Consider the following 25278-nt stretch of genomic DNA (forward strand, 5'->3'; position numbering starts at 1 on the left):
GTGCGTTAAAAAAATTGCATAGTTTTTCCGATCCGACTTGTCATCCAATCGAAAATAGCTGAAATACAACTTTTAGGCCTCGTAGAAAACTAATTTTTTATGAAGAATATAAATTGGTGGCGCATTAGATTCTACATAAAAATCTAAATACTTTTGAAATGTAGTTGTCGAATTTTCAGTTAAAAACTCGAACATTTGAATCACTGGAAATTCTTGAAAAACTATCGGAGAAACCTTTAAAACATCTACCGTTTGTTGATCTTGTAACTCATCAGCGTAAGCTAAATCTTTACAACAATCGTCTTTATTCTCTTTCTTTTCTACTGGAATTTCACAATGCTTTGTTTCTTCTTTTTCAGCACAACAAGAAGTTGGCATTTGCATTTTGCAAACTTTATTATCAAAGTGATTTAACTTTACGTTTTCCACTTGACCTTGGCAAAAATGCATAGAAAATGCGACACTTAAATTGGAAACAACCAATAAAAGTGACAATACAACTCGGGTATAATTTTGCATTTTCATTGGGACAAATTTAATCAAAATCATTAACTTTTCTAAAAATAAACAATAAAAGTGGAATGTTTAAAGATTTCATGGTTGAATCCTTTTCATTAGTCATCAAAAATCCTTAAAATTGCACTTTAGAATAGAACAAACATTTATTATGTCAGAAGATATTTTCAAGAAGGTCATTTCTCACGCAAAAGAATATGGATTCATTTTCCAATCAAGTGAGATTTATGATGGATTATCAGCAGTATATGATTACGGTCAAAACGGAGCTGAATTAAAAAATAACATCAAACAATATTGGTGGAAAGCAATGGTACAGATGAATGAAAACATCGTTGGTATCGATTCTGCTATTTTTATGCACCCTACTACTTGGAAGGCTTCTGGTCACGTTGATGCTTTTAACGATCCATTAATCGATAATAAAGATTCTAAAAAACGTTACCGTGCTGACGTTTTAATTGAAGATCACTGTGCAAAAATCGAAGCTAAAATTGACAAAGAAGTTGCTAAAGCTGCAAAACGTTTTGGTGATGCTTTCGATAAAAATGAATTCGTTTCTACAAATGGACGTGTTGTTGAATATCAAAATCAAATCAATACGATTTTAGCTCGCATGGGAAAATCATTAGAAAATAATGATTTAGAAGATGTAAAAGCTTTAATTGAAGAGTTAGAAATTGCTGATCCGATGACAGGTTCTAAAAACTGGACTGAAGTTCGTCAATTCAACTTAATGTTCGGAACTAAATTAGGTGCAACTGCTGACCAAGCAATGGATTTATATTTACGTCCTGAAACTGCACAAGGTATTTTCTTAAACTATTTAAACGTACAGAAAACTGGACGTATGAAGTTACCTTTCGGTATTGCACAAATTGGTAAAGCTTTCCGAAACGAGATTGTTGCTCGTCAATTTATCTTCCGTCAACGTGAGTTTGAACAAATGGAAATGCAATATTTTGTTAAACCAGGAACTGAGTTAGAATGGTACGAAAAATGGAAAGAAACACGTATCAAATGGCACCGTGCTTTAGGTTTAGGTGATGATAATTACCGTTTCCATGACCACGAAAAATTAGCGCACTACGCAAATGCTGCTGCTGATATTGAATTTAAATTCCCATTTGGTTTCAAAGAATTAGAAGGAATTCACTCAAGAACTGATTTCGATTTAAAAGCACACGAACAACACTCTGGTAAAAAGATTCAATTCTTCGATAATGAAACTAACGAATCTTACGTTCCTTACGTTGTTGAAACTTCTGTAGGATTAGACCGTATGTTCTTATCAATTTTCTCTAACTCTTTAAAAGAAGAAGTTTTAGAAGATGGATCTGAGCGTATAGTTTTATCTTTACCTCCTGCATTAGCACCAGTTAAAGCGGCTGTTTTACCATTAGTTAAAAAAGATGGATTACCAGAATTTGCTGAGCAAATTTTAAAGAAATTACGTTTAGATTTCAACGTTTCTTACGAAGAAAAAGATTCAATCGGAAAACGTTACCGTCGTATGGATGCAGTAGGAACTCCGTTCTGTATAACAGTTGACCACGATTCATTAAACGATAACACTGTTACTTTACGATACCGTGACACAATGGAACAAAAACGTGTTTCTGTTGACGACTTAGCTCAAATTATAGACAAAGAAGTAAATATGAAATATTTATTAGAGCAAATCTAATTTCATTTTAAATAATCAATAAAACGCCTTGAAAATTTCAAGGCGTTTTTTATTTTAGTATATTGTAAATAAAAATTCAAATGAAATCATTAGTCATTAAATTATTAATTTCTGCATTAGTTTTATTACTTGGAGATTATTTAATGGATAGCGTAACAATTAGTCCTTACTATTACGCAATTATTTTAACTGCTACTTTAGGTATATTAAATAGTTTAGTAAAACCAATTTTAAAAATTTTAGCATTACCATTTACTATTCTAACGTTAGGATTATTCTCGTTTGTTATCTCTGCTTGTATTATATTATTAGCTGATGGATTAATGGGAACTCACTTTGAAACAACTGGTTTTTGGTCGGCACTTGGTTTCAGTATACTTATAAGTATATTAAATACAATTACTGATATGTTAATGCCAGACAACGATTAAAATCAATATACTTTTGGCAGAATATTTGATTAAGAAATTACATTAAAATAAACCACTATGAATTTCATTATCAATTTATTAATTTCGGCATTAGTAGTTTTCGGCTTAGCCAACATAATGCCAGGTGTATCTATCAATGGATATGGAACTGCAATTATTGTAGCTCTTGTAATTGGACTTTTAAACGCTTTTATAAGACCGATTTTATCCATCTTGAGTTTACCAATCACAATACTTACATTAGGACTTTTCTCTTTTGTAATTACTGCAGTAATTATTTTATTAGCCAGTGCAATTATGGGAGATAGCTTCCATGTAGATGGCTTTTGGTACGCCCTTTTATTTGGTGTAGTATTAGGAATTGTAAACTCTGTAGTAGGATCATTTGTAACAAGCGACTAAATAAAAAAAACTCCGTTCATATGAACGGAGTTTTTTTTATTTAGTCGCTTGTTCAAGTCTACGTTTTATATTTCGTTTTAATAGTTTTGGTGCAATCACTTCTAATTCTTCACCAAATCCTAATAGTTCACGTTCTAACTCAAAATTATGAACGACATCAATACAAAATACAGTACCAACCTCATCTTCATTTATAATTTTTTGTGATAAATGAATTGGTTTAGTAATCACATAAGGAGCTAATTTTTTGTTGACTCTAAAAACTACTTTTTGCTCTCTCTGTGCTAAATTTTTGGTTACACCTAATGCATTTCATAATAAGTTTCCAAATCAATTTCAGTAGCATCAATATATGGTTCATTGGCCAATTCATAAAATTCTACAATTCGATCCAATGCCAATGTATAATACTTTTTATCTTTTCTTGCTTTACAAAACAAAAACCAGCGATTTCGGTATTCTTTTAACAAATAAGGATAATAAACTGCTTGTTTAGGTTCCTTATCTTTTCGTAAATTATTAAAAGATTGATAAGAAATTAACAACGATTGCTTTTTTACAATTGCCTGATACAAACGATTCAAATGTTCTAAACCTTTAAGCAAAGGGTTTTCTTCAAACTGAATATAAGTTGGTTGTTTTGTATTTTGTTTAGATAAATTATTTTCTAATCGAATAATCATTTCATTCATATCATCAAAATAATTGAAACCGTTCAGTTGTTTCATTACAGAAATTACTTCTCTCATCTTATCCAAATCTGCAGAAGAAATTGGCGAATTATGAATCGAATAATCACTATCTTCATATTCATAAAACTTTTTATCTCTAACAATAATCGGTGCATTATAACCCAATTTATCACTTCGCATCACCTGTATATCACCTTGAATTGTACGTTTGGATACTCCAGAAGATATTCCTTCATATTCATATAATGCTTCCGAAACTTTTTCAATCAAGTCTTCTAAAGTCCATTTTCTGAAATGATTTTGCAAACATTTATCGATGGTTTGATAACGGATTAAAGCAATTTTGTTCGTAGCCATGGTTAATTTCTTTCTATAATAATACGAATTTCTACATCAACTACGCAACTTATCTGCGTAGTAAAGTTCAAAATGAAATTTTTTTAAAATAATTCTCATTGTATTCCCTTTATACATCAGTATTTATAAAAATAATTTAATTATTATTTCAACTACGCAAAACAACCGCATACATCTACTCCAACTTTGTCAAAGGTTTAACAACCAAAAGATTTTAGTCGTCCTTGTCTTGTGTTTCAGTACAGCACGGAAGTAGAATAAGTTTCATCAATTCTATCCTGACAATTATAATCAAAACTTGATCAGTCGTAGGTTCGAATCCTACTTTCAGGAAACTGAAATAACTCAGTCCGGTTAGAGTAATCAAACAGACTTTAAATCTGTATTTATCGCCCGAAAGGGTACCATTGGAAACAAAAAGCTGAAAAGTTTTCTTTTCGAATTAAGAATTTATTTCTTCTGAAATGAATTTAAAATAAGATCAAAAACTTGCTTAAAACCTGAAGTTGATACTTTGTAAGATGATTGAATTTCAATTTTAACTGTTTCAATTCTATTATTAGATGAAATATTTAAAAGTAATTTCAAGATAAGCTCAACAAACATCTTCTTCCGTTTTAAAAAGGATAATGATTTAGCTTTTTATTAAAAAAATTAATAAAAAAATAGATTCTTCGATAAGCTCAAAATGACAAGAATTGAATAAAAACCTAAAAATATATAAAATGAAAAAAGTAGTAATCAACAACCAAGAAATTGGTTTACAAATAAAAAATAACGAAGTAGCAAAGATTTATTCAAAAGGAAATTATTGGATTTTCTTCAACAAAAACATTACAAAATTAAATTTCAACGAAATAATTGAAGAAAAACATCATGCTTTAATTTTAGAAAATGAAACATTAAAATCTATGGTTGATTTTATTGAAGTTGTACATAATGAAGTTTTGATCGTTTATAAAAACAATCAATTTTATCAATCATTTTACAATGAGAACGTAATGATTTGGAAAAATACATCACAATTAAAAGCAGTAAAATATGATTTAAACGATTCTAATTCTATTCAAAATCTTACAAAACGAGAAATAGAAATCTTGAAAAAAGTATCGATAATCAAAACAATTTCAGTTCAGCCATATTTTGAAGGAATTTTGTTTAAAGACAATCAATTTGACTCAGTATTAAAAGCTGGTGAATATAAATTTTACAATAACGAAACAAAAATATCAATGGTTTCATTTGATATGCGTCCACAAACATTGGAAATTTTAGGTCAAGAAATTTTAACAAAAGATAAAGCGCAATTGCGAATCAATTTTATGGTGCAATACCAAATTACTGATTTGTTAAACGCTTATCAATCGAACAAAGATTTTGAAAAAATGATCTATCAAGCGATTCAATTAGGTTTAAGAGAATTTATTGGAAATATGAATTTTGATGAACTAATGTCGGATAAGAATTCGGTAACAAATTATATTCTTCAAAAATATAAAATTCAGTTCGAAGAACTTGGTATAAAATTGATTGATGCAGGCATGAAAGATATTATTCTTCCAGGAGAAATAAGAGAAATTATGAACCGTGTTTTGATTGCCGAAAAAACAGCGCAAGCCAATTCGATTACTCGTCGTGAAGAAACTGCTGCTACAAGAAATCTATTGAACACTGCGAAACTGATGGAAGAAAACGAAACTTTATGGAAATTGAAAGAGATGGAATACATCGAAAAAATTGCGGATAAAGTGGGTGAAATTTCCATTTCAGGTGGATCAAATGTTTTGAATGAATTAAAAACAATGTTCTCGAAGTAAAATTCGAGAACTTTTAAAAACTTAAATTACGAATACAATGACACAAAAAACAGAAAATAAACCAATCAATGGGAACGATTTAATTGCTTTGGGATATCCTGAAAATGAGATTTTAGGAATTGCACTTAAAATCAATAAAAAACGTACAGGTTTCACAAAAGCAGAAATGCTCGAAAAATATGTGCAAGTAATGGCTTCGCCTCAAGATTTCGTCGAAGATAAAATTTTCAAAACTTTAGCGGAAGGATTTATTAATGGAATTCATATTATAAAAGAAGATGAATTTATTCAATTGAACGAAAATCCTAACGATTTTAAACTTTATGGTGCTGAAAAAATAGAAGATGGTGCATTAGAACAAATGAAAGTGGCCATGAAATTACCTGTAACTGTTGCAGGTGCTTTGATGCCAGATGCGCATCAAGGATATGGTTTACCTATTGGTGGAGTTTTAGCAACTAAAAATGCGATTATTCCTTATGGTGTCGGAGTGGATATTGGATGTAGAATGGCGTTATCAATTTATGATTTGCCTGCTTCACATTATTTTGAACATCACGATATTTTGAAAGATATAATGTTAAAAAACACAAAATTTGGCGCAGGACATGGATTTCATGGTCAATACAAAGCTGAACATCATGTTTTAGATGACACAAAATTTGAAACAAATGCTTTTATTAAAAATCTAAAAGATAAAGCATGGTCGCAATTAGGAACTTCTGGCGGTGGAAATCATTTTGTTGAATTTGGTTTGATTGATTTTAAAACAGATGATAAAAAATTAAATATCCAAAAAGGAACTTATTTAGCTTTATTGACACATTCAGGATCAAGAGGATTTGGCGCTACAATCGCTGGACATTATACAAAAATTGCGAAAGATGTATGTAAACTTCCTTATAAAGCACAGAATTTAGCATATTTAGATATGAATTCGGAAGCTGGACAAGAATATTGGTTGGCGATGAATTTAGCAGGCGAATATGCTTCGGCTTGTCATGAAATTATTCATCAAAAAATGGCGCAATCATTAGGTGCAGAAGTTTTAGCAAAGGTTGAAAACCATCATAATTTTGCTTGGAAAGAAATGTATAATAATGAAGAAGTTATCGTTCATAGAAAAGGATCAACGCCAGCTGCAAAAGATGTGATGGGAATTATTCCAGGATCGATGACTGCACCAGGATTCTTAGTTAGAGGAAAAGGCGAAGAAAATGCAATCAATTCTGCTTCACATGGTGCTGGTCGACAAATGAGCCGTACACAAGCGATTAAATCCTTGTCACAAAACAAGATTAATGATTATTTGAATGATTTCGGAATTACTCTTATTGGTGGTGGAAAAGATGAAGCGCCAATGGCGTATAAAGATATCCATGAAGTGATGGCTGCGCAACAAGATTTAGTTGATGTTGTAGCAACATTTACGCCTAAAATGGTAAGAATGGCTGATGATGGATCAAGAGAAGATTAAAAAAACCTCTGTTCAAAATGAACAGAGGTTTTAACTAATATACTCTATACGTTGGCAAATCTTTCTTTAAAACGTAAGGAATGTAAAACGATTTTGAAATAGGATTTCCATTTGCATCCTTCGCTGGAACTATTTTTTTCTTCTTTTTGTTATATTTATTCAAATACATATCAAAAGAATCTTTTATTAATTCTTTATTAAATTCATTTCCAATAAACTCTAATGAAGTAAAATTACCATTTTCATCAATCACAAATTTCATTTCTGCTCTTATATCTGTATAAGCAATTTTCTTACTTGATAAAATAAAAAGAGATTCTTGCCCCATTTCTTCTATAAATTTCCCTAAAAAACAAGATTGTAAACTTTCGTTTCCATCTATTATAAATTTTTCACATTTTGGATAAACTAACATCGTTTCTTGGGAGTTATTTTGTCCAAATAAAAACGAACTAAATAACAGAAAAGTAAGTAATAGTTTCATACTTTTTTTAGATTAAATCCATTCTTTTGGGTGCATTAACACATCTAATAATTTTGCTTCTGGCGAACCAGCTTCCGGATGATGATTATAATGCCATTGAACATGTTTAGGTAAACTCATCAAAATAGATTCGATACGACCATTTGTTCTTAAACCAAATAAAGTTCCACGATCATGAATCAAATTAAATTCAACGTAACGACCTCTACGGATTTCTTGCCACTCTTTTTGTTCAGCTGTAAATGGATCATTTTTATGATTTTCTACAATCGGAACATAAGCTTCTAAGAACGAATTACCTACTTCTGTAACGAAATCAAACCATTTTTCAACAGGCATTTCTGCTGTAGGTTTTAAGTAATCAAAGAATAAACCTCCAACTCCTCTCGCTTCTTCACGGTGCGTATTCCAAAAATATTTATCACATTCGTGCTTATACTTTTGATAAAAATCTGCATTATGCGCATCACAACTTTTTTTACAGATTGTATGCCAATGAATCACATCATTTTCATCTAAATAATAAGGTGTTAAATCTTGTCCTCCACCAAACCATTGATCTACTACATTTCCATCAGCATCATACATTTCGAAATATCTCCAATTGGCATGAGTTGTAGGAATATGAGGACTTTTTGGATGAATTACTAAACTTAATCCGCACGCAAAAAATTGACCAGAAGAAACGTTTAATGCTTTTTGCATTGTAACAGGCAATTCTCCATAAACCTTAGAGATATTAACTCCGGCTTTTTCGAAAACTGCTCCATCAGTTAAAACACAAGAAAGACCTCCGCCCCCTTCTTCGCGCTCCCAGTTATCTCTTAAAAAAGTTGATTGTCCGTCAACCTCTTCTAATTTGGCAATAATTCTGTTTTGTAAGTCTTGTATATATTGAAAAAATTGATCTTTCATTGTAATTAATTTTTGCAAATATAGGAAGGTTATCAATAATTATTATATCAAATTAAATGATGATATTATAAGTAGAAGCTTATTTTTAATGATTAATAATTCTAAAAGGAATATCAAATCTTAATAAAGCTGGTTCTCCTGTTTTAGATTTTGCAGGAATTATAATTTTACCTTTTTCTTTTAATTTGATTACATAATTGTAAAAAGATTGATGTAAAATCGATTTCTCAGCTTCAGTACCAATAATTTCTAAATTTTGATATTCGCCTTCTTTACTTATTTCATATTTAATTTTTGCATTAATATTTACATTGTCAACTGATAAATTATATGAATTAAGCACTTGCTTTACTTCATATGTAAACAATTCATTAAAATTTTTACCATAGCAGTCGATTAATTTTTGATTTCCTTTTGTTTCGAATTTTTCACAACCGGGAAAAATTAAAAATTTAGAAGCTTTTTCTTGACCATATAAAGTTGATGATAGGACTAATAAGAAAGATAGTAGTTTTAATTTATTCATATTTTAAATTTAAGAATACAATATTGATAATATTGATAATAAAACAAAAACTCATTTACAAAATCTATTGTTATGAAAAATATAATTTTCTAACAAATAAATCATTCAAACACTCAATTACAATTAATTAAACAATTAATCTTATTTTAAAACTCAATTTATAGTTGATAACAATACCTTGCAACAAAAGTTATCAACAATATTATTCACATTTCAAAAGTTTATTTAACTTTGTGAAACATTTTAATACAAATAAAACATATATAATGTCACAAACTGGAATACCATCAGTTAACCTTGCAGATTTCTTATCAGAAGATCCAGCAAGAAAACAAAAATTTGTCAACGAAATTGGGAGAGCTTATGAAGAAATTGGATTCGTTGCTTTAAAAGGACATTTTTTATCTGACGAATTAGTTGATAATTTATACAGTAGCGTTCGTGATTTCTACGCGTTACCAACTGAAACAAAACAAAATTATATTGTTGAAGGAATTGGTGGACAACGTGGTTATACAAAATTTGGTAACGAACATGCTAAAGGAAGTAAAGTTGGTGATTTAAAAGAGTTTTGGCACTTTGGACAATATTTAGCTGAAGAAGACAAAGCTAAATACAACTACCCAGAAAATGTAAGCGTTGCTGAAGTTCCTACTTTCACTCAATACGGTGAAGAAACATACAAACAATTAGAAAAAACTGGTGTTTACGTTTTACGTGCATTAGCTATTTTCTTAGGTTTAGATGAATTCTATTTTGATGATAAAGTAGCTAATGGTAATTCAATCTTAAGAGCAATTCACTACCCTCCAATTACAGAAGAACCTAAAGAAGGTGCTGTTCGTGCAGGAGCACATGGCGACATCAACTTAATTACTTTATTAATGGGAGCGCAAGGACGTGGTTTACAAGTACAAAAACACGACGGAACTTGGGTTGATGCAATTGCAGAAGATGATGAGTTAGTGATTAATGTTGGAGATATGTTATCTCGCCACACAAACAATCGTTTAAAATCTACGATTCACCGTGTAGTTAATCCAGAAAGAGAATTATGGGGATCTTCTCGTTACTCTATCCCTTTCTTTATGCACCCTGTTTCTGATATGGATTTATCTGTTTTAGAAAACTGTGTTACTGAAGAAAACCCAAAACAATTTGATGATATCACTGCAGGTGATTTCTTAACGCAACGTTTAAGAGAAATCGGATTAATTAAATAAGAACTATTTAATCATTATTTCAATAATAAAAAAAGGTATTCAAATTATTTTTTGAGTACCTTTTTTATTACATCCCACGGACGTACATATTGTAATTAAAAATATCCAAGCATAATAAAGTGTATTTATAATCGCTTTTATTGATATTAACTTCTAAAATGGGGTCTGAATTATAAAATCTAACCTTCAAATTTTCATTTTTATCAAGCGTTAAATAAATCTCAGAAATTGTTGGTCGTATATCTCTCATCCATTTCATAATTGCATCTCCCGAATCCTTTATAACTTGAAAATTATTAAACTTTTCTTCAAAGTAATTCTCTAAATGTTGAATTTGAGTTAATCGATCCAATTCCCGATATAAATCTATAAATACGCACAAATTATCTCTTTTGGGACAAACACATGGATAAGGATGCTCTCCTTTATATAACCATCTGGCCCATTTTTTACATGAAGTTTGATTTATTGCTTCTTTAAATTCATCTTCATACTTCAACAACCACCAATTCATTCGGCAAATTCTAAGATTTCCTTTTGATAGTTGTTTTAGCTCTTCAATGTAGTTCTGCACATCATTCATAAAAAACTAACTATGAGTGATATAAATTTACATAAGTTTTTCGAATATTTAAAAATTAATCCTTTTAAAAGAAATGATTTTGAAATCTTTATCTAAATCAAAATGATAGAAATAATGATTTGTAATCACATCACCATTTTTAAAATAAACATTTTTAACAGGAATCGTTACCGAGGAAAATTGAGGTTTATCGTTTTGTAAAAGATATTGAAATGTGTGATGTATTACAGTATACCAATGATCTAAAGGTGCATAAATACCATAAAAATCGGTATACTTTTCATCTTTATGTTCTTGATAAATCTTACTTAAAGTAAATTGATCAATTTTTAATTTATCAACGCATTTGGTATTATTTAAAATCTTACAAAACTCTTCATCATTTACATATTCCGGATCCGAAAGTTTTACTCCATAAGAGGTCATTTCTATATCATCAAACTTATTTACAGTAGCATCTACATATATTTCTTTAATTGTATATATTTTACGATTATTACTAATATCATTTAATATGCTATCATAAACTGCTTTTCGGACATTATTTGGATGAATTTCTTGTGCATTAAGCATAGAAAATAATGTTGTTAATACTAATCCGAAAATCTTTTTATTACTCATTTTTGATTATTTTTATTAAAAACTATCACTTTTTGAAACGAAAATTACATTTCGGTAATCATAATTTGCAAAAGCAAAATTATAATAAAAAGTTAAAGTTGAATTTTTACACATTTCTTATTTTACATTTTACACCATATTGAAACACACTTAACTTATCTATTTATAAACATTTGCAGGTTAATAGGAAATCTTTAATAAATTTTAACTATAGCCGCATTGAATAATATATATAGCATTTATTGCATCAAGTCAAAAATATCACGAGATTTGCAGTACAAATAAATTTATTCATAGATAGTAATTACAAAGGAGTTCACTTGAGAAAATGAAACTGATTAATGAAGATGAAATTATCTCGAACCCTTTTTACTTTTTAGAGTTTTTTATAGTAGTTTAGGTTGGTTAGTAATCCGTTCTTTTGGAACGGATTATTTTTTTTATAAACCAGCTACAAATTTAATCAATAAATCTCGAACATTTTCTACGTGAGATAAATCTAAATTTTTGTAACTATCATATATATTATGGTAATTTCCCTTTCCTCCCAATGTATATATAAAAAAAGACGGAACACCCTTTTGGTCAAATGGACAATGATCTGAATTACATGATTCACCCCTAACTTTAACTTGTTTCAAAAAATTGTTTTCTAAATTAATTTCAACTAAATCATTAAACTCTTTTTTATATTTAGTTCCATTAACTACCTGAATTCCTTCATCACCAGCGCCCATAATATCTAAATTTACTAAAAACTTGATATTATTTAATGGGAATAAAGGTGAAGCAACATATTTATAAGAACCAACAATTCCAGCCTCTTCAGCTCCGAAAAGCATAAAAACAGTTCTATATTTTGGTTTATTTTTCGAATAATATTTTGCTAATTCTAACACCATCGCTGTTCCACTTGCATTATCACTCGCTCCTGGGAAATATGATTTATTTATTCTTCCTAAATGATCGTAATGACCTGTAATTACAACAACAGAATCATTATTATCTCCATCAACATATCCGATAACATTGTTGAACTTAAATTTAGGATTGAATTCAGATTTTATCGAATATTTATTGATTTTTAAATCTTCTGAATAATATTTATTCTTGATTATAAATTCACTTATTCCGGCTTGTCTTTGACTTAAACTGCTTAATAATGAATCTTCAGTAAATCTGAAAATAGCACGGTTTGCATTATTATCCTTTTCATAAATATTCGCCCATTGTTTATAATAATTCTTGATTGAATCTACTTTTGTATTCAGCGCTGGCAAGATGATGTGTTTTCCCTTTTGGTTTTTTGAATCTTGTATAATGAATTGTTTCGTTTTTTCTAAAGATTGAAAAGAATCGATATAATCTTCAACAGGGAAATTATAATAACTAGAATTTTCTGAATAATCTACAGATTTAGAACTCGGTTTTACGATATAATCCTTTCCGTAAACTAGTTTCTTACCATTAATCGTTAATTCAGCTTGATGAATAATATTAATTGGAAACTCAAACTCTTGTAAATAACTTCCATTAAAAGATTTTAAGTTATTCTTTTCAAACTCTTTTGCTAAATACTTCGATGCTTTTTCCATTCCATCATATGTATATCCACGACCAGCCATTTTTTTTGATGTTAATTGCTTTAATATCTGATCATAATATTTTGGCTGACCAAAAGCTATTGTTGTAACAACTAAAAACACACAAAAATATAAGTATCTAATCTCTCTCATATCGATTTACAATTTATTAAAAACTAAACATTTACGATTAATTCAAATATTACATAATAATATTGATAATTATATATCAAAACTAATAGAAAATTAAACATTCATTCTGAATAAATTTTTTATTTTTTTTTATATTGCACTTAGTAAAAAAACAAAATCACAAAATAAAAAAATGAAAGAAGTTGTTATTGTCTCTGCTGTTCGTACAGCAATGGGATCATTTTTAGGAAGCTTATCTTCTATTCCTGCTACAGACTTAGGTGCTACTGCTATAAAAGGAGCATTAAATAAAATTAATTTAGACCCAGCATTAGTAGACGAAGTTTACATGGGTAATGTTCTACAAGCTGGTGAAGGACAAGCACCTGCAAAACAAGCTATGATTAAAGCCGGAATTCCTAATACAGTTCCTGCAACTACAGTTAACAAAGTATGTGCTTCTGGTATGAAGGCTGTTATGTTAGCTACACAATCAATCCGTTTAGGAGATGCTGATATTGTTGTTGCTGGTGGGATGGAAAACATGTCTTTAGTTCCTTTCTACTCGCAAAGCGCACGTTCTGGAAATAAATATGGGAATACTGTTTTATTAGATGGTATCGTTGCAGATGGTTTACAAGACGCTTACAGCAAAGAAATGATGGGTACTTGTGGTGATGCGACAGCTGCAAAATACAATGTAACTCGTGAGCAACAAGATGAGTTTGCTATTAATTCTTACAAAAAATCGGCAGCTGCTTGGCAAGGTGGTAAATTTGATAACGAAATTGTACCTGTAGAAATTCCTCAACGTAAAGGTGAACCGGTTTTATTTAAAGAAGATGAGGAATACAAAAATGTAAATTTTGATAAAGTTCCAGGATTACGTGCAGTTTTCTCAAAAGACGGAACTGTAACTGCTGCAAATGCATCTACAATTAATGACGGAGCTTCTGCTTTAATTTTAATGTCTTTAGATAAAGCAAACGAATTAGGATTAAAACCTTTAGCTAAAGTTACTGCATATGCTGATGCTGCACACGAACCAGAATGGTTTACTACAGCTCCAACAAAAGCAGTTGAAAAAGTATTAGCTAAAGCTAATTTAGACAAATCTGCAGTTAATTTTTGGGAATTTAACGAAGCATTTTCTGTTGTTGGGATTGTAAATACTCAATTATTAGGATTAAATCCAGAAAAAGTTAACGTAAATGGTGGTGCTGTTTCATTAGGTCACCCACTAGGAAACTCTGGTTCTCGTATTCTTGTAACATTATTAAATGTATTAGAACAAAACGGAGCTAAATATGGTGGAGCCGCTATCTGTAACGGTGGTGGAGGCGCTTCTGCTATGATTATCGAAAAATTATAAGCTAATTTCCTCATAATAAAATAGAGACCTAATGCAGGTCTCTATTATCATTTTGAGACAATTTATAATTTTAAAACAACAAAAACAAACAATTATATAAGTGCCGAGTTAAAAATCCTTTTATATATTTGTTCCTCCAATTAAAAACGCATTATGGAATATTTAGATTTTGAACAACCAATCCAAGAACTAGAAGAGCAATTAAAAAGCTGTCAAGTTTTAGGAGACGGAAACGCTGTTAATATTAAACAAGCATGTGTTGAAATTGAAATTGCAATTGAAAACAAAAAGAAGGAAATCTATGGTAACTTAACGCCATGGCAACGTGTACAATTATCACGTCATCCTTCACGCCCATACACATTAGACTATGCTTACGCAATTACTGACAATACTTTCGTAGAAATTCACGGAGACCGTACTTTCGGTGACGATAAAGCTATGGTTGGTGGAATGGGAAAAATCAATGGTCAAACTTTTATGATCATTGGTCAACAAAAAGGAAAAAATACAAAAGAACGTCAATATCGTCGTTTCGGAATGTCAAATCCTGAAGGTTACCGTAAAGCTTTACGATTAATGAAATTAGCTGAGAAATTTAACATTCCAGTTTTAACATTAGTTGACACTCCTGGTGCATACCCTGGTTTAGAAGCTGAAGAACGCGGACAAGGTGAAGCTATCGCTAAAAACATCTATGAAATGTTGAAACTTACTGTTCCAATCATTACTGTTGTTATTGGTGAAGGTGCATCTGGTGGAGCCTTAGGAATTGGTGTTGGAAACAAAGTATTTATGTTAGAAAACACTTGGTATTCTGTAATTTCTCCAGAAAACTGTTCAACTATCTTATGGAGAACATGGGAATACAAACAACAAGCTGCTTCTCAAATGAAATTAACTGGTCCTGATATGTTAGAATTAGGATTAATTGAAGATTTAATCAAAGAACCACTTGGTGGAGCACACTACAAACCAGAAGTTGCTTACAATAATTTAAAGGATAAAGTTTTAGAAACTTACCACGAATTAAATAAATTATCTAAGACTGAATTACAAAAACAACGTCAAGAACGTTACATTAAATTCGGAGAATTCTCAGGATAATTTTTACAAAAGATTATTATTAAGTCAAAATAAAACGAGATATTTATACATATAGATATCTCGTTTTTTTTATGTAATTTTGCCGTCTTATGGAACAAGCAAATAGTTTTCAAAACACAAACTCAATGCCTAAAAAAGTGGTGAATTTAGAGCGTGGAAAAATCCCACCTCAAGCCGTAGATTTAGAGCAAGCTGTTCTTGGTGCAATGATGATTGACAATAAAGGGTTAGATGAAGTTATCGACATCTTAACTCCTCAATTTTTTTATCGTCCTGAACATCAAGCGATATACGCTGTGATTCAAAGATTATTCAACGAATCTCAGCCTATTGATTTGTTAACAGTTGCAAATGAACTTAAGAAAGAAGGCAGGTTAGATATGATTGGAGGAGATTACTATCTTATCCAATTAACACAACGTGTATCTTCTGCTGCACACGTAGAATACTATGCTCGTGTAATCCAAGAAAAATACATTTTAAGACGATTAATCGAAATTTCGACAGAAGTTATTGATAAATCATACGATGATTCTGCTGATGTTTTTGATCTTTTAGATTTCTCTGAAAGTAAATTATTCGAAATCACAGAAGGTGGAATCAAAAAAAGTTACTCAAGCGCAAATTCTTTAGTTAAAGAAGCAGTTGAAAAAATTGCTGAAATGTCTAAAAAAGAAGGAATGTCTGGATTAACTTCTGGGTTTACAGAAATTGATAAAATTACTTCTGGTTGGCAAGAATCGGATTTAATTATTCTTGCAGCACGTCCTGGTATGGGTAAAACAGCCTTCATCTTATCGATGGCGAAAAACATGGCTGTAGACCAAAATATACCCGTTGCCGTTTTCTCATTAGAGATGTCATCTGTTCAGTTAATTACACGTATGATTTCTGGAGAAACAGGTATTTCTGGGGAAAAATTACGTAAAGCGAAATTAGCTGACCACGAGTGGAAACAATTATATTCAAGAGTAAAAGGTTTAGAAAATGCACCGTTATATATTGACGATACTCCTGCCCTTTCTATTTTTGATTTACGTGCAAAAGCGCGTCGTTTAGTTTCTCAACACGGAGTTAAAATGATTCTGATTGACTACTTGCAATTAATGACTGCTGGTGGAAAAGCAAATGGTAATCGTGAGCAAGAAATCTCTATGATTTCGCGTTCCTTAAAAGCTATTGCAAAAGAGTTAAATATTCCAGTAATTGCATTATCACAGTTATCTCGTTCGGTAGAAACACGTGGGGGAAGTAAACGTCCTTTACTTTCAGATTTACGTGAATCTGGAGCCATTGAGCAGGATGCCGATATCGTATCGTTTATTTATCGACCAGAATATTATAAATTAGAATTTTGGGATGATGATAACTTACCATGTGCGGGTCAGGCTGAATTTATCATTGCAAAACACCGTAATGGTGCTTTAGAAAATATTCGTTTACGATTCATCAACGAACAAGCAAAATTCACAGATCTAGAACCTTCTTATGGTAATAATGATTTTGAAATTCAGAGTTCAATGAATGATGGACAAATGATTTCTAAAATGAATAACGGTGGTGATAGTGATTTTGAATTTAATAGCTCAATTAATTTACCAACAAGTAATCCTTTAGATTCTTTCGGAGATTTGGGAAGTTTCTCAAGTTCGATGAACGATGATGATTCATTACCTTTCTAAAAAAATAAAATATTTTAATACTTTATATAAAAGGGTTTAGCTTTTGCTAATCCCTTTTTTCTACCAATTAATTTTGGAACTTTTATTGTATTTATTGATATTATAACCGATTTCATTATTAATATTTATGCTAATTTCTTTTGCATAAGTAGAATAAACATCAAATTTGTAGAACAAATTAATTCATCGAATTATGACGAGTTCAATTAGAACACTAAATCCTGCTACAGGTAAAATAGAAAAAGAATTTCAACCCTATACAACAGAACAAATCAACAATGCAATTCAAAGGGCGGATGATTTGTACAAAACTTGGCGATTTGAATCTTTCGAAAATCGTAAACAAATCGTAAAAGCTGCTGCAGCAGAAATGCGTGCTCAAAAAGAACATTTAGCAACATTGATTACGACTGAAATGGGTAAACCATTACGTGAAAGTCGTATTGAAATTGATTATAGTGCTAATATTTTAGATTATTACGCAGATCATGCTGAAGAATTCTTAAAACCAGATACATTAGTTACAGAGAAAGGAGATGCTTTAATATTTTCGGAACCTATCGGAACTTTATTAGGTGTTATGCCTTGGAATTTTCCATTTTCTCAAATTGCTCGTTTCGCTGCTCCTAATATCATGGCTGGAAACACAATTTTATTAAAAACAGCTTCTAACATTCCACAATGTGGAGAAGCTTTTGAAGCAATTTTCGAAAAAGTTGGTGCTCCAAAAGGATTATACACAAACTTATTCATCAGTGGAAAAGAAACTTCTGCTTTAGTTGGAGATAATCGTATCAAAGGAGTTTCTTTAACAGGTTCTGATGCAGCCGGGGCAAGTATTGCTAAAGTTGCTGGAGAAAATATCAAAAAATCTGTTTTAGAATTAGGCGGAACTGATCCGATGATTGTTTTAAATGATGCAGATTTAGAGAAAGTAATGTCTGGAACAATTAATGGTCGTTTACGTAATGCAGGACAAGCTTGTACTTCATCTAAAAGGATTATTGTTCAAGAAGATATTTACGATGCATATTTAGCTAAAGTTAAAACCTATGTTGAGAACATGAAAGTTGGAAATCCTTTGGAAGATGATACAGACATGGGACCTGTTAGTTCTGCTCCAGCTTTAGAAACGTTATTAGATCAAGTAAATAAATCTGTTGAAAACGGAGCTGAATTAGTTATTGGAGGAAAACAAATTGGAACGGAAGGTTCTTTTATGGAACCGACTATTTTAGCCGATTTAAAACCAGGAATGAAAGCTTACGACGAAGAAGTTTTTGGTCCAGTTATCTGTTTAATTAAAGTAAAATCAGTAGAAGAAGCTTTAACTATTGCAAACGATACAATGTACGGTTTAGGAGCATCAATTTATACTGAGAATATTGAACTGGCTCATGATATGGCTCGTAAAATTGACAGTGGAATGGTTTATATCAACAAACAAGTTTCATCTAGTCCAGAATTGCCTTTCGGAGGAACAAAACGTTCGGGATACGGAAGAGAATTATCTAAAGCAGGAATTTTAGAATTCTTAAACAGAAAATTAATTTTGACTTCAAAATAATTACATATTCAATAAAAAAAGGCAACTTAATTAAGTTGCCTTTTTTTATTGAATTATATTCTGAGTTTTTTGTTGCTCTATTTTAAAAAGTATCAAATCTCTCATAATTTTCGCACGATTTTTAGCTTCTAAAGCAATTGGCCCTTCAAAATTTTCATCCAAAGTTTTAAACCAATATTCCATCCAGCGATCAAAATGCTCTTCTTTCAAAGCAGCTTTTTTATTCAGAACCAAATGCGTTCGCATTGGCCAACCTTCAAAAGTCGCTTTACCTAATAAAACAGTTTCCCAAAACTGAATCATATGAGGTAAATGATCTTTCCAATCAACATTTGCAACATTGGTAAAAAACGGACCAATTAAGTCATCTTTTACTACTAAATCATAAAATTGATTTACTAAAAGTGCAATATCTTCAGAATTTGAAATATCTTTTTTCATGCAACAAAAATACAAATATTTGAATACTTTTTAATCACAAAAAAAAGCGGTAATTTCGCTTATTCATAAAACGACAATATTTTGGATAGCAATAGACAACAAAAAGTAGGAAAATTATTTCAAGAGGAATTAGCAGAGGCATTTAGAAAATGGGGTACAGAAGAGTTTCCAGGTAACTTAATAAGCGTTACAGAAGTGAAAGTTACTCCAGATTTAAGCGTTTCTAAAATCTATGTTAGTATTTTTCCAAACAATCGTAAAGACGAAATCTTAAAAGAAATTAAAACAAATACACCAAAATTTAGAGGAATTTTATCTAAAGGTGCGGCTAAGCATATGCGTATTACGCCTGAATTAATTTTCATTTTAGATGATTCTTTAGATCAAATTGAAAAAATCGATAACGCATTAAACGGAAAAGGAAACAATCCTATTTTATAATACAATTTGATGCGCAATATTTCTTTTTACATTGCTAAGCGATACTTTTTTTCTAGTGCCAATACCAATGCTGTAAACATAATTACTTCTATTGCTGTAGGTGCTATTTTAGTCGCAACTGCAGCTCTATTTGTTATTTTATCTGTCTTCTCTGGTTTAGAAAAGATGAATTTAAAATTCTATAGTAATGTAAATCCTGAAATAAAAGTTTCTCCAGCAAAGGGTAAAGTTTTAACTGATATTCCGAATTTAGAAAATCTTTTAAAGAAGAATAACTTAGTTAAATCATATTCTAAAGTAATTGAAGAAAAAATCTATATCGATTACAATGGAATGCAAGATATCGCCTATTTAAAAGGAATTGACGAAAATTTTACAACTGTTACACGGCTTGACACAGTGGTTTACGGTGGCGAATATTTAAACTTTGAGTTTAATGACAATTTTATCGTTTCTAACGGTATAGCACAGCGTTTACAATTGTATATTGATCCTATAAATCCGGCCACTTTGATGATGCCAAAGGCTGGAACTGGAATGATAAAACAAGAAAGTGATGCTTTTACAAAAGCAGAAGCTTATAGTAACGGAATATTTATTTTGAATGAGCAGTATGATAAACATATTTTTGCTCCAATCGGTTTAGCTCAACAATTATTGCAATTAGATTCAATTTCAGCTTATTCAATTGAAATTAAAACTGATGGTAAAAAAGATTTAAATAGCGTAAAAGATAATTTAAAGAAACAACTTGGAGATAACTATAAAGTAGAAACAAGACAAGATTTAGACTCTGCTTTTCTTAAAGTAATGAATATGGAAAACCTAATCATTTACTTAATTTTCACTTTAGTTATTATTATCGCTTGTTTTAATCTTGCAGGAACAATTATTATCATTATTCTTGATAAAACAAAAGAAATACAAACCATGTATAGCTTTGGTCTTTCTCGTAGAGATATTAGACGAATTTTTGCTTATACTGGTTTAATAATTACAGCTGTAGCAATGGTAACTGGTTTATTAATTGCGACAGTGCTTGGGTTATTACAAATCAATTTTGGATTAGTAATGGCATCTGCTACGATACCATTTCCGTTCGAATTTTCTATTATTAACTTTGTAATTGTAATTGCAACAGTTTTAGGAATCGGAGGATTTGTATCCTGGTTAATGTCTAAGCAAGTAAAATAAATAAAAAAAGGAATCATATTATTGATTCCTTTTTTATACTTTATATTTTAATCCCATCGGTTCCAACGAATATAATTTGGTTTACTAAAGTCAAAATCCATCAAGTTGAAATCTCTATTATCAATTACGTTAGATTTAATAATATTACTTCCCTCTGCTGGAATTCTTGGATAGAAAGAAAATGAAATCTGAAAGTTATTAAATACAAAATAATCATTCGTAAATAAAACTCCTAATCCAACTCTAGCCACAATATTATCTTTCTCAAAGAAATTACTTTTTCTATTTCCTACAACACCTAAAGCAGCATTAAAAAATGGTGAAATACGAAATCCTAAAAATTCGTATGGCGAGTACGTTTGTGTCTGTACTTCCATTAATAATTTCTGATCACCTTTTAAGTTACGAGCACCTCTTACGCCATCCATACCGTACAAATCATGTTCATGTAAAGTCAATTCATCAGCACTTGTATCCCATCTATTAAAACCTATCAAATAATTTACTTTAGCAAATTGTCTAATATTCCAATTACCTATAGATAGTAATTTAGAAAAATATAATCCTTGTAAATTAACTGTTGTTTGTTCTCCTTCTCCAGCTCTAAAAAATGAACCTGCTTGCGCATCGATTCCAAAGAAATTACCTTTTAAAAATCCTCCGGCAGAAGTTTTTGCACCAATATAAAATCGTTCATATCCTGGCCTATCTTGCATTGCCATTGTTAATCCAAAAACTTTACCTACAGCAACATCTTCATCATTTCCTTGCTGAAATAAATAATTTAATTTCTCGTAACGACGAGACGAAATACCTAAACCAAGAAAATAATTCGTTTGTTTATTAAACATTTCATATGGATCAGCTTCATGTGTTGGACCTTCTTTATAGGTACGATCATAAAATCGTGAAGAAATAATAAAATTAGTAATATTTCTTCGGTCCGAATTACTAATTCTGAAAGCTCTTGCTCCCCAAATATCTGTATAATTATATTTGAAGTTATAATATTCCATATTAGGAATTCCGTAAGCTAAAGAATCTTGATAGTACGTTTGTCCTACTGAAATTCCTCCTGCATAACGTGCCAATGGCGAATAAAAAGGTCGTGTAAAATTGATACTTTTATTAAAATGATCTAATTCATTTTTAAAATAATTTACATTTCCTGTAATACGAGTTTTTGCAATATTTGGAACAGTATAATTGAATTGATATAGATTATTTCCTGTTTTATAATTATGTCTGTATCGATTATCAAAAACATGTCCCAAACCTAAAAAGTTTCTTTCTCTAATACGAACACCTGCTTTTGATGTAGAAATAGATCCAGTTGCAACCATAGACCATGTATCTATTGAATTAACGTACACATCTACCGAATCTGAATTTTCAGTCATTTTAGGAACAATCTCTACACGTCTTAATAAACGCTGAGAACGAAGTACACGTTCAGATTCTTTTAATTTTAAAGTATCTAATAAATCTCCATCTTTAAATAACAGCAATTCTCTAATTACAAAATTTTTAGTTTTACCATGTAATGTATTTCCGGTCTTCTCAATCCATTTTGTAGGTCTTTTCAGTGTATCTTGTAGCGAATAACCAAAAGGATCATGTGATGAAATATGGATATAACGTATTGGCTTCCCTTCAAAACTGGTGTTTATAGAAGTGATTGGAGTAGAAGTTGCCGTTTTTCTTTGTTTAAAAAGGTATTTAGAATATAATTTTCTGAATTTAGAATATTCTTTTTCCGATTTTTTTCCCTGATTAACCACCTTTACAGTGTCTGTTTTCTGCGCAAGAACCTGAAAACCAGAAAAACTAAAAAGAAAAACAATCAAACAGTTTAGTATGTAAGATTGTATATTTTTCACTAACTCAATTTATAAAAGTCTAATGGCTTTTACAAATCTAGTTTTCCAATAATTTTCATCCATCGAAGAAATTATTACACCTTTTGAAGTAGATGAGTGAATAAATTTAATTTCTCCTGATTTTTCAATACTTTCAATGATACCGACATGTGAAATTGAAGAGCCTGATGTATTAAAAAATACTAAATCACCTTCTCTTGCATCTGAAATTTTAATTTCGCGCCCCTCTTGTGCTTGTTGTGATGAATTTCTTGGTAATTTATAATCTATTTTATTAAAACTTACCACAACTAATCCAGAGCAATCAAATCCGCTTCTTGTTGTACCTCCATATTTGTATGGCACACCTAAAAATGATTTTGCTGTACTTAAAACGTTACTTGTATCTTTTGAAGAATATGTTTTGCTTGAAGATCTATAAACTGATGAAGAACTTGAACTTTTTCCTTTTGCAGGATATTTACTAGCCGAATTTATTTTTGAATAAACCCTATTTGCTGCTGTTTTCTTATAAGATGTAACCTTATTAGAAGATCCACAAGAAACAACTATAAAAGAAAATGCTATTGCTAAAAAGTAAAAAAAAATGTTTTTCATCGTATATATTAACCAACTCTTATGGTAAAATTAACTAAAAATCTTGTTAAATAAAAGCTGATATTAAGCTTCTTTCTCTAATATTTCAGCTAAAAGTTGCCTAGCTCTTAACACTCTTACCTTTACATTAGGTAAACTAAGTCCTAAATCTTCAGCTAATTCTTTATAAGTTTTATCTTCTAAGAATCGTAATTCGACAATTCGTTTATACTTTGGAGATAATAAATCTATAGCCTTTAGTACTTTATCTGTATCTTGTTTTAGTATTAAATAATCTTCTGGCGATTTTTCACTATCATTCAACATTCTAAAATTAAATCCATCATCAATTGATAAATTTAATTCTGGAGTTTTTCTGATATGATCAATCATTGTATTATGAGCTATTGAAATAACCCAAGTTTTAAAATCGAAGTCTTCGTTATACAATTTTAATTTTGAAAGGACTTTTGTGAAAGTTTCAATTGTAATATCCTCTGCTTCTTCTTCATTTTTAATTTTAAGAAAAACATAATAGTAAACTTGCGACCAGAGCAATTCTATTAAAAGATTTTGAGCATTACGCTTTCCTTTTTTAGCGTCTACAATAATTTGATCTAAAGTCATATATTTTTCAAAGGATATAATTTAAATATAGTAAATATATTTATATAAAAAAAGCTCCAATATATAATATTAGAGCTTTAATTGTAGACCCACAGGGATTCGAACCCCGACAGGCGGCACCAAAAACCGATGTGCTACCGTTACACCATGGGTCTTTGCGGTATTTTAATAATTACTTCAATTCTAAAAGAATTTGTAGACCCACAGGGATTCGAACCCCGACAGGCGGCACCAAAAACCGATGTGCTACCGTTACACCATGGGTCTATAGTAATTATTCTTATGTTGTTTAAAATATTGTAGACCCACAGGGATTCGAACCCCGACAGGCGGCACCAAAAACCGATGTGCTACCGTTACACCATGGGTCTATGCGGTATTTTAATAATTACTTCAATTCTAAAAGAATTTGTAGACCCACAGGGATTCGAACCCCGACAGGCGGCACCAAAAACCGATGTGCTACCGTTACACCATGGGTCTATAGTAATTATTCTTATGTTGTTTAAAATATTGTAGACCCACAGGGATTCGAACCCCGACAGGCGGCACCAAAAACCGATGTGCTACCGTTACACCATGGGTCTATATATAATAAACTGCAACCAATCCTAGAGAGGATAAAAATGCCCCAACAAAAATTTATCGAGGCATTAGACTTGTAGACCCACAGGGATTCGAACCCCGACAGGCGGCACCAAAAACCGATGTGCTACCGTTACACCATGGGTCTCTGTCTTAATTGCAGTGCAAATATAGAAAGGTTTTTTAATTCACCAAAACAATTTTACATCAAATTTCGCTAAAACAGACAGATTACATCTTAAATAATTGAAAATGAATTTTAAAAAAATTTAAAAATTTTTAAAAAAATCAATAAAAAAAACCTTCCATGTTCTATGAAGGCTTTTTAAAACTTTATTTTGATTAAATAATTATAAAATT

At 30.6% G+C, this 25278-nt stretch carries 25 protein-coding genes and 6 tRNA genes; 12 read left to right on the top strand and 19 right to left on the bottom strand.

Annotation, left to right across the window (positions count from 1 at the left end):
• Nucleotides 1-72: 72 nt before the first annotated feature.
• Nucleotides 73-525 (bottom strand): HYC_CC_PP family protein, encoded by a 453-nt coding sequence (locus EAH69_RS01375; protein ID WP_230466658.1) that lies wholly within the window; start codon nt 523-525, stop codon nt 73-75.
• A 142-nt stretch (nt 526-667) separates the two neighbouring features.
• On the opposite strand from EAH69_RS01375, the gene EAH69_RS01380 reads away from it, so the two are divergent.
• From EAH69_RS01380 to EAH69_RS01390, 3 genes are all read left to right on the top strand, one after another.
• Nucleotides 668-2203, top strand: a complete 1536-nt coding sequence (locus tag EAH69_RS01380) for a glycine--tRNA ligase (RefSeq protein WP_121933418.1) — start codon at nt 668-670, stop codon at nt 2201-2203.
• 80 nt (nt 2204-2283) lie between these two features.
• Complete coding sequence (locus tag EAH69_RS01385; RefSeq protein ID WP_121933419.1) at nt 2284-2634, top strand: phage holin family protein; 351 nt, start codon at nt 2284-2286, stop codon at nt 2632-2634.
• A 57-nt stretch (nt 2635-2691) separates the two neighbouring features.
• Nucleotides 2692-3036: a phage holin family protein gene (locus EAH69_RS01390; RefSeq protein ID WP_121933420.1), complete on the top strand. Its 345-nt coding sequence runs from the start codon at nt 2692-2694 to the stop codon at nt 3034-3036.
• A gap of 36 nt (nt 3037-3072) precedes the next feature.
• On the opposite strand, the gene EAH69_RS14040 is transcribed toward EAH69_RS01390, so the two are convergent.
• Both EAH69_RS14040 and EAH69_RS14045 read right to left on the bottom strand, forming a co-directional pair.
• Entirely contained in the window at nt 3073-3267 is a 195-nt protein-coding gene (locus EAH69_RS14040) for a WYL domain-containing protein (RefSeq protein ID WP_262602172.1), read from the bottom strand.
• 71 nt (nt 3268-3338) lie between these two features.
• Nucleotides 3339-4085, bottom strand: coding sequence for a helix-turn-helix transcriptional regulator (locus EAH69_RS14045; RefSeq protein ID WP_262602173.1), 747 nt, complete (start codon nt 4083-4085; stop codon nt 3339-3341).
• Between the two features lie 725 nt (nt 4086-4810).
• Here EAH69_RS14045 and EAH69_RS01400 point away from each other — a divergent pair.
• Nucleotides 4811-5902, top strand: coding sequence for a slipin family protein (locus EAH69_RS01400; protein WP_121933421.1), 1092 nt, complete (start codon nt 4811-4813; stop codon nt 5900-5902).
• Between the two features lie 37 nt (nt 5903-5939).
• Nucleotides 5940-7379, top strand: coding sequence for an RtcB family protein (locus EAH69_RS01405; RefSeq protein ID WP_121933422.1), 1440 nt, complete (start codon nt 5940-5942; stop codon nt 7377-7379).
• A 34-nt stretch (nt 7380-7413) separates the two neighbouring features.
• Here the strand turns inward: EAH69_RS01405 and EAH69_RS01410 are convergent, their stop codons facing one another.
• The 3 genes from EAH69_RS01410 to EAH69_RS01420 form a co-directional block, all read right to left on the bottom strand.
• The gene (locus tag EAH69_RS01410; RefSeq protein ID WP_147439062.1) at nt 7414-7863 is read right to left on the bottom strand and encodes a hypothetical protein; all 450 of its coding nucleotides are present in this window, start codon (nt 7861-7863) and stop codon (nt 7414-7416) included.
• A 12-nt stretch (nt 7864-7875) separates the two neighbouring features.
• Nucleotides 7876-8778: an oxygen-dependent coproporphyrinogen oxidase gene (hemF, locus tag EAH69_RS01415; protein WP_121933424.1), complete on the bottom strand. Its 903-nt coding sequence runs from the start codon at nt 8776-8778 to the stop codon at nt 7876-7878.
• Between the two features lie 85 nt (nt 8779-8863).
• Nucleotides 8864-9304: a hypothetical protein gene (locus tag EAH69_RS01420; protein WP_121933425.1), complete on the bottom strand. Its 441-nt coding sequence runs from the start codon at nt 9302-9304 to the stop codon at nt 8864-8866.
• A 266-nt stretch (nt 9305-9570) separates the two neighbouring features.
• On the opposite strand from EAH69_RS01420, the gene EAH69_RS01425 reads away from it, so the two are divergent.
• Entirely contained in the window at nt 9571-10527 is a 957-nt protein-coding gene (locus EAH69_RS01425) for an isopenicillin N synthase family dioxygenase (RefSeq protein ID WP_121933426.1), read from the top strand.
• A gap of 67 nt (nt 10528-10594) precedes the next feature.
• On the opposite strand, the gene EAH69_RS01430 is transcribed toward EAH69_RS01425, so the two are convergent.
• The 3 genes from EAH69_RS01430 to EAH69_RS01440 all read right to left on the bottom strand — a co-directional run bounded on the left by EAH69_RS01430 (nt 10595) and on the right by EAH69_RS01440 (nt 13467).
• The gene (locus tag EAH69_RS01430) at nt 10595-11110 is read right to left on the bottom strand and encodes a hypothetical protein (protein ID WP_121933427.1); all 516 of its coding nucleotides are present in this window, start codon (nt 11108-11110) and stop codon (nt 10595-10597) included.
• Between the two features lie 48 nt (nt 11111-11158).
• Entirely contained in the window at nt 11159-11731 is a 573-nt protein-coding gene (locus EAH69_RS01435) for a hypothetical protein (RefSeq protein ID WP_121933428.1), read from the bottom strand.
• A gap of 440 nt (nt 11732-12171) precedes the next feature.
• On the bottom strand, nt 12172-13467 hold the full coding sequence (locus EAH69_RS01440; RefSeq protein ID WP_121933429.1) for a M28 family metallopeptidase: 1296 nt from the start codon (nt 13465-13467) through the stop codon (nt 12172-12174).
• A gap of 172 nt (nt 13468-13639) precedes the next feature.
• Between EAH69_RS01440 and EAH69_RS01445 the strand changes: the two genes are divergently transcribed.
• The 4 genes from EAH69_RS01445 (at nt 13640) to EAH69_RS01460 (ending at nt 19174) form a co-directional block, all read left to right on the top strand.
• A complete protein-coding gene (locus EAH69_RS01445; RefSeq protein WP_121933430.1) occupies nt 13640-14818 on the top strand; it encodes a thiolase family protein in 1179 nt (392 codons plus the stop codon).
• A 153-nt stretch (nt 14819-14971) separates the two neighbouring features.
• Nucleotides 14972-15925, top strand: a complete 954-nt coding sequence (locus EAH69_RS01450) for an acetyl-CoA carboxylase carboxyltransferase subunit alpha (protein ID WP_121933431.1) — start codon at nt 14972-14974, stop codon at nt 15923-15925.
• A gap of 89 nt (nt 15926-16014) precedes the next feature.
• Complete coding sequence (dnaB, locus tag EAH69_RS01455; RefSeq protein ID WP_121933432.1) at nt 16015-17607, top strand: replicative DNA helicase; 1593 nt, start codon at nt 16015-16017, stop codon at nt 17605-17607.
• Nucleotides 17608-17800: 193 nt separating this feature from the next.
• Nucleotides 17801-19174, top strand: a complete 1374-nt coding sequence (locus tag EAH69_RS01460) for an NAD-dependent succinate-semialdehyde dehydrogenase (RefSeq protein WP_121933433.1) — start codon at nt 17801-17803, stop codon at nt 19172-19174.
• Between the two features lie 45 nt (nt 19175-19219).
• Here the strand turns inward: EAH69_RS01460 and EAH69_RS01465 are convergent, their stop codons facing one another.
• Nucleotides 19220-19615, bottom strand: coding sequence for a group III truncated hemoglobin (locus EAH69_RS01465; RefSeq protein ID WP_121933434.1), 396 nt, complete (start codon nt 19613-19615; stop codon nt 19220-19222).
• Nucleotides 19616-19696: 81 nt separating this feature from the next.
• On the opposite strand from EAH69_RS01465, the gene rbfA reads away from it, so the two are divergent.
• A complete protein-coding gene (gene rbfA / locus EAH69_RS01470; RefSeq protein ID WP_121933435.1) occupies nt 19697-20056 on the top strand; it encodes a 30S ribosome-binding factor RbfA in 360 nt (119 codons plus the stop codon).
• 9 nt (nt 20057-20065) lie between these two features.
• A complete protein-coding gene (locus EAH69_RS01475) occupies nt 20066-21250 on the top strand; it encodes an ABC transporter permease (RefSeq protein ID WP_121933436.1) in 1185 nt (394 codons plus the stop codon).
• Between the two features lie 47 nt (nt 21251-21297).
• Here EAH69_RS01475 and EAH69_RS01480 read toward each other — a convergent pair whose 3' ends face one another.
• The 9 genes from EAH69_RS01480 to EAH69_RS01520 all read right to left on the bottom strand — a co-directional run bounded on the left by EAH69_RS01480 (nt 21298) and on the right by EAH69_RS01520 (nt 25066).
• Nucleotides 21298-23130, bottom strand: a complete 1833-nt coding sequence (locus EAH69_RS01480; RefSeq protein WP_147439063.1) for a BamA/TamA family outer membrane protein — start codon at nt 23128-23130, stop codon at nt 21298-21300.
• Between the two features lie 9 nt (nt 23131-23139).
• Entirely contained in the window at nt 23140-23727 is a 588-nt protein-coding gene (locus EAH69_RS01485) for a C40 family peptidase (RefSeq protein ID WP_121933438.1), read from the bottom strand.
• Nucleotides 23728-23790: 63 nt separating this feature from the next.
• Nucleotides 23791-24333 carry an RNA polymerase sigma factor gene (locus tag EAH69_RS01490; protein ID WP_121933439.1) on the bottom strand — a complete coding sequence of 181 codons (543 nt, stop codon included), beginning with the start codon at nt 24331-24333 and terminating at the stop codon, nt 23791-23793.
• Between the two features lie 84 nt (nt 24334-24417).
• Nucleotides 24418-24488 (bottom strand) — tRNA-Gln (locus EAH69_RS01495).
• Between the two features lie 41 nt (nt 24489-24529).
• Nucleotides 24530-24600, bottom strand: a tRNA-Gln gene (locus tag EAH69_RS01500).
• A gap of 33 nt (nt 24601-24633) precedes the next feature.
• Nucleotides 24634-24704, bottom strand: a tRNA-Gln gene (locus EAH69_RS01505).
• Between the two features lie 41 nt (nt 24705-24745).
• Nucleotides 24746-24816: transfer RNA gene (locus tag EAH69_RS01510), tRNA-Gln, on the bottom strand.
• A gap of 33 nt (nt 24817-24849) precedes the next feature.
• Nucleotides 24850-24920 (bottom strand) — tRNA-Gln (locus EAH69_RS01515).
• A gap of 75 nt (nt 24921-24995) precedes the next feature.
• Nucleotides 24996-25066, bottom strand: a tRNA-Gln gene (locus EAH69_RS01520).
• Nucleotides 25067-25278: the final 212 nt, after the last annotated feature.

The sequence above is a fragment of the Faecalibacter macacae genome, from assembly GCF_003687725.1.
In the GTDB taxonomy this organism is placed as follows: domain Bacteria; phylum Bacteroidota; class Bacteroidia; order Flavobacteriales; family Weeksellaceae; genus Empedobacter; species Empedobacter macacae.